Source organism: Escherichia sp. MOD1-EC5990, assembly GCF_002965285.1.
GTDB lineage: Bacteria > Pseudomonadota > Gammaproteobacteria > Enterobacterales > Enterobacteriaceae > Escherichia > Escherichia coli_F.
Genome location: NZ_PTRV01000045.1, coordinates 1 through 5,989 on the forward strand (window position 1 = coordinate 1; position 5,989 = coordinate 5,989).

3 protein-coding genes are annotated in these 5,989 nt (G+C 55.7%); all 3 read right to left on the bottom strand.

Annotated elements, in window-relative coordinates; genetic code table 11:
• Window positions 1-323: 323 nt before the first annotated feature.
• A complete protein-coding gene (locus BEB42_RS25470) occupies window positions 324-941 on the bottom strand; it encodes a hypothetical protein (protein WP_074517315.1) in 618 nt (205 codons plus the stop codon).
• Entirely contained in the window at window positions 941-5,125 is a 4,185-nt protein-coding gene (locus tag BEB42_RS25475) for an RHS element core protein (protein WP_105267596.1), read from the bottom strand. Before BEB42_RS25475 ends, BEB42_RS25470 begins: the two co-directional genes overlap by 1 nt.
• A 75-nt stretch (window positions 5,126-5,200) precedes the next feature.
• On the bottom strand, window positions 5,201-5,989 hold a 789-nt coding region (locus BEB42_RS25480), incomplete at its 5' end, for a bacteriophage T4 gp5 trimerisation domain-containing protein (protein ID WP_105267597.1).

A 5,989-nucleotide genomic window follows, 5' to 3' on the forward strand; every position in this document is an offset into this window, starting at 1 on the left:
CCACCATCTCTTCACAAGCTTATGCTTATTACATGCAAAACGTCCCGTTTTGCATCTTTGTGCCTACGGCACACCGTGATCTTTCCCTAGCATATCGCCCTGACGCGCCGCTGGTTTTACGCTCATGGTATCTCCTTAAATTATTTTGGGCTGTATTCTGGCACCATAGACTCTGATTTATCACCAATACTCAAAACACCATTAATCAGAAAAATCAGCATCTACATATAATTAATTAGAATAATTCAATAAATTATTTTTCTGCCATTATTGACTTGGCTTTTTATTGAATGAAATAAAAGAAAAAATCATCACCTAAAAATTTAATAGACGTTTCTTGTTACTATATGCGCATCATCAACCAAACGCCCGGAACTATCTGTTTCCTCATGATCAGATACACACATTTCTGGTGCATATCCTGAAAAATCAGAAGTCGCATTCGGATAATTTGTGACATCTAATCTTAATTTAAAACTATATATCTCCCAAAATAATTCAGGAGATCTTTCAGGCAAAAAATCATAAATATCAATAAGTATCTTCATCCCCCTTACACGGAACTCCCTCCTGTGTCCATATAACGGATGATCTTTACATCCACCAATGATTTGGGACAGAAAAAATCTTGCTCGTGTTTCTGTTACTCCCCAATTAGCAACAGGTTGAAAAATTTCAGAACCATCTTTCACACTAAAAAATTTACATTGGTAAAAGCCTGAAAACGTACCATATTCTCCAATATATTTTTCTGATTCATTATAATCCATGCAAACAAAAACATATTCAATATCTCCATTTTTTGCCATAACATCATGGATAATAAATGGATTGTTTTGTGATACAGAGAAAATACTATGTACGTTCTGCACTTCAACATTTAAAGCCCATATATCACTGGGAAAGAAAATCAAACATATCAAATACAACCAAAATTTCATTATTGCGTACCACTCGGACAACTCATATCATCAGGTATAGTAATTATTACATCTTGAATGCCCATATCCTTCTCTAGCCCTGGTATTTCAAGAATCAACTTTCCGGGATTTTTATCCATTAACTTTTGCTGAGGGTTTATATTATTTCTACGCAAAGCCGAATCATCAACGATGTCCCTGACACAACTAAACAGCTGAGTACCATCAGCTTTTAATTTTCCGCTAATAGAATTTATTTTATTTCTGGCAGATGGTTTATCCCTAAATCCCCATTGAGAAGGGATAATTGCTGTCGAGTCAGTTGTTACTCCGTATTTATCCAAATTTGAAGGACTAGTGTTATATCCACCACCTTTCCCAACTAGTCTCGAATTTCCTTGTAATACTCGTGCGCTGCCTATACATTCTTTTAACCCCAAAGGATCTATATACCCCACAGGATCCAGCGGATACGCATACAGGTTCCAGCCCCCCTTCAGCCCTATCGGATCCTGGGTAATATACCTCCCCTGCAACGGGTCATAGTACCGGTGATGGTTGTAATACAGTCCCGACTCCTCATCATACTGCTGCCCCGGCAGACGGAGTGACTGTTGCAGGTGCAGCGTGCTTTCCTCTCCCAGCAGGTTTCCCCACTCGTCATACTCCCCCTGCCACGCCGTTTCCCCTTCCGGGCTGATGAGCGCCTGCGGCAGCCCACGGTGGTCACAGTGGTAAAGATGAAGTTTCCTCTCCGGGATGTATTCCGCCTCCATCTGCGCCGCCATCTGTTCCGCCGTCAGCCCGCACTGCGCAAGCCACTGCTGGCTTTCCTCACTCACCGCGCCCGTGCGCAGCTCCCGCTCCAGCCTTCCCAGCATCACCGCCAGCTCCGCCGGTAGCGTCACCCCCGTGTCCTCCTGCAACACCTCCGCCAGGCTACGGTGCCGCGCCTTCGCCTGTTCGCCATTCTCTGTTTCGATTCTGATGAGCGGCGTGAAGCTCCCCGGCTGGTACACCGTCTGGATACGTGTGGTGCCGGTCTGTACCGTCGTCAGCCTGTCACCGTCCCACCCGTACCAGGTCACCTCCGGTTTACGCGACAGCGACATCCACCCCGTCAGGTCACGCTCCCGCCGCCACACCCGTTTCCCCGTCCTGCGGCCCAGCGGGTCATACAGGTAGCGGCTTTCGACCAGCGGCTCACCATGCTGTATCCGCGTGTAGAACACCAGCCGGTGCTGGCTGTCGTAGTGATAGTGGTGGGTCCGCTCGTCGTCCGTCCGTATCACCCCTTCCGGGATGCGGTCCGTCTTCTCCGTCAGCCTGCCGTATTCATCGTAGCGGTAGACATAGTGCGCATCTTCCGCGATGCGGTTATCCGGCCACGCCGTGAGCGTGCTGTCCGGGTGCAGTTCCGGGTCCGGCAGCCGGTTTCCTGCCGGGTCCGTCGCATACGGGATATCAATGTCCAGGTTCGCCGCCGTGGTGTGGACGCCCGTCAGCCTTCCCGTGTCGCTGTAACGGTACGCCCGGCTCTCCTGCGGGCCGCTGATGCGGATTAGCTGTCCGTTGTCGTTCCAGTCGTAGTCACGGTCAAGCTGCGGAAGGTTCAGGTGCCTGCTCTGGAGCTGCCCTGTGAGGGTGTACGCCGTGGCCTGTTCGTACCCCTCTGTACTGCCCACTCCGTTACCGAAGCTGCGGGCCGTCTCGCGGTGCAGCCTGTCCCGCGTGTACTCGACCAGCGGTGTTCCGCCCAGCTTCATCCCCGCAAGATAACCGCTGCCATACGTCAGCCACTCCACCGGCGGCAGGCCGTCCGGCTCCTGACGGGTCGCCAGCCCCTGTTCGCTGTACGCGTGCCTTGTCTCATGCTCCCACAGTATCTCCCCCGTCTCCGGGTTCTCCACCGTCTGCCGTTCGCCCGTCAGGCGGCCTTTATCGTCATAGCCGTAGTGGACCGACACGCAGTGGCCTTCACTGGTATGGCTGATGGTGGTTAACCACCCGTGCTCATCATACTGCCACTGCTCTGCCGGGTCGCCGTTCACCGTCCGGTGCGTGATGCGGTCCGAAGCATCATAGTGCCAGAGGGTGATAAGCCCCTCGTCTTCACTGCGGACAAGCTGCCCTGCGGCGCTGTACCGGTAACGCTGTGTCCTGCCGTCAAAGCCGCGCTGCTCCGTCAGGCGGTCCAGCACATCGTAGGTAAACTCACTCCGGCTGCCGTTCTCGTTGGTCAGCACGGTGATGCGACCGGCGGCGTCATACTCCATGCTGCGCGTCAGCCCGCCCTGCGTGGTGCTGATAGCTTTACCCCACGCATCATACTGTGTCTCACTCCGGCTGCCGTTCGGGGCAATGATAGTGGTGAGGTCGCCTGCGGCACTGTACTCATAACGGGTTTCACGCCCCTGCGCATCCTTCTGACTGACCAGTTGCCCGCGCGGGTTATAACTGCTGTAAGTGCTGATTCCTTCTTCCCGGTGAACGACCGTCCTCTGCCCGTACCGGTCGTACTCATACCGCGTCGTGTACCCTGAGCAGTCCGTGAAGGCCAGCAGTTGACCGTAGCGGCTCCATGCCATCTGTTTTGTACTGCCCGTCGCATCCTGTATCCCTGTCGGCAGCTCACTCGCCGGGTCATCATAGCTGTACCGCGTCGTCTCACCGCTGCGCGAGGTCTCCGCCGCCAGCCTTCCCTTCTCATCATACTCCCGGCTGCTGCGAAGCCCGTCCGGGTACGTCACTGACGTCACCTGCCGCTGGCTGTTGTAGCCATACCGCACCGTCCTGCCGTCCGGCCCCGTCACCGCCGTCACCGCGCCCGACGCCATATGCAGGCTGTACTCCGTCCGCCGCCCCGCCGCATCCGTCTGCGCCTTCAGCCTCCCCGCCGCATCATACTCGCTGCGGGTGATACTCCCGTCGGCATGCTCCTTCTTCACCACCCGCTTCAGGCCACCCTCGCCTTCCGTGTACAGCACCTCCCGCCTGTTCAGGCTGTCCGTGATGGTCACACGGTCCTGTCCGTACTCAAAGCGGTAGTCCAGCCCCTCCGGGTTGACCTGCTCCGTCACCCGCCCGGTATCATCATACCGGTAGCGGCTCTCCGGCCTCCCCGCATAATGGTGCGCCACCATCCGCCCGGCGTGCTCCGCATCATAAGTAAACCCGCGCACCTGCGTCCCGCTGCGGTCATACACCGCCAGCAACTCACCGCTGGCCGTGTACGTGTAGCGCGCCAGCGGCGCAGTCGGCTGTTCATCCGGGTATGCCGGGTCGTGTGTCAGCCACACCGCCTCCAGACGGATACCGTTATCGGCACCGTATTCTGTACCGACGGGCAGCGTGTCGGGGAAAACCTGAGAAGAGGAAACAGAACGGGGACCGGCAGGGGAAGATAAAGACGTGGCGCGCTGTTTACGGAAGGCTTCCGCCCGCTGCGCCTGTGTGCTCAGCGCCAGGTGAAAACGGCGGCCCGCACCGTCCGTCACCCCCGTCACCGCGCCCGCCACGTCACCCTCCGCTGCCCGGTGAAAGGCCAGCGTCCGACCAAAGCCATCCACCACGCCCGTCAGCACCCGGTATGCGGGCGGTTCCGGCGGCAGCACCTCGTCCACTTCCGGCACCCGCTCCGGCCAGCTGAGTATCCACCACGGCCCCTGAAGGCTGTTTGTCGCCAGGTACACATGCGGACTCAGGCGAACATCTTCCGGCAGCACCTGCCAGAGCGCGCTTAGCGGCTGCGAACTGTGCTGCTCCGCCCCCCCGCCCCGCGCCAGCCAGAACGACTCGCTGCGGCTGTAGCTTATCTCGCCGGGAAACAGCGGCTCAAAGTGAATGCTCCTGCCGCCGTTGTCGTTGAGTATCAGTTCCCGCTCATGAACCTGTAAGCGGATATCGAAGGGCGCTTTCCAGCCGGGGCCGAACACGCCCACCGGCGCGGGCGTCCTGGTCCGGTAACTGCTGTAAGCGCGGGAAAGAATAAACGGCAGCGGGCCGGGCAGTGCCAGGTCCGTCTCACCCGGCAGCACCTTCGCACCCAGCACCGGGTTCACCGGGTTAGCATAGGTAATCCCTCCCGGACACACCGAGCAGGCCACTCCCGTCGGCGCACCTATCAGCACCCCTGCTGAACCCTGCACAATATCCAGTCCCTTGCGGGTCATGTCGCCCTGCCGCGCCGCCGGTTTTCCGCCCATGAATCAATTCCTTCTGCTTTTAATATGGTTCATCTGGCCACTGCACCAGTACCGTTTTAATTTTTTGCACCTGACTCAAAATTGCCGCATATCCGGCATTCCGGGGGGTAAATCTTTCGGCACAGGCGCATCCGGTACAGGTTGTGTGGCACCACAGTTCCAGTTAATCACCGGCGCATCACCGTTCACATCCGACTCTCCTTCCAGATGAATGTGCGTACCATTGAGAAATATGCTTCCGTCCTTCGTCAGCACCAGCCTTGCCTTACCGCAGCAGAGTTCAAGATGCTCACCGGCAGAATAAACTGCTGTTTGTCCGGTGTTTTCCTTCATCGTCTTGCCCACCGAGAAGGTGACGTTATTCCCTACATTGACGCTGTAGCCCATTCCCACCATCAGTGATTTATGCAGCCCTACCTGTGAGGACTGCAACAACGCCACCGAGGTATTCATGATGCCGCCTACCGTCGTCTGGTAAGCCACGCCTACCGTCAGCGCACGAATGATCCCCACCTTTTCAACCTGGTTTGAACCCACTTTGATAATCTGGTTGCTGCCCACTGTTTCCACCTGGTTGACACCAACCGTCTGTATCTGATTAACGCCAATGTTCTGGATCTGGTTATTGGTAACGGTGATCGCCTGGTTGTTACCTATTTTTTCGGCATGGTTGTTTATCACATCCGTGGTCCGGTTATTCAGCACCTCGGTATCCATGTTCTTCTGCGCGTGGATGTAGACCTGTTCTTTCCCTGTCGCATCGTCAAACTTCAGTTCATTAAACCCGCTGCCCTTATAGGTTTTCGAACGAATGGTCATCTGCGTCTTTGTTCCCGGCAGGCTGCCGGGGGTGCGGTTTTCCTG

Excerpts from the sequence above, each read along its gene's own strand:
- BEB42_RS25475 (WP_105267596.1), bottom strand. The coding sequence starts at position 5,125 with ATGGGCGGAAAACCGGCGGCGCGGCAGGGCGACATGACCCGCAAGGGA.
- BEB42_RS25470 (WP_074517315.1), bottom strand. The coding sequence starts at position 941 with ATGAAATTTTGGTTGTATTTGATATGTTTGATTTTCTTTCCCAGTGAT.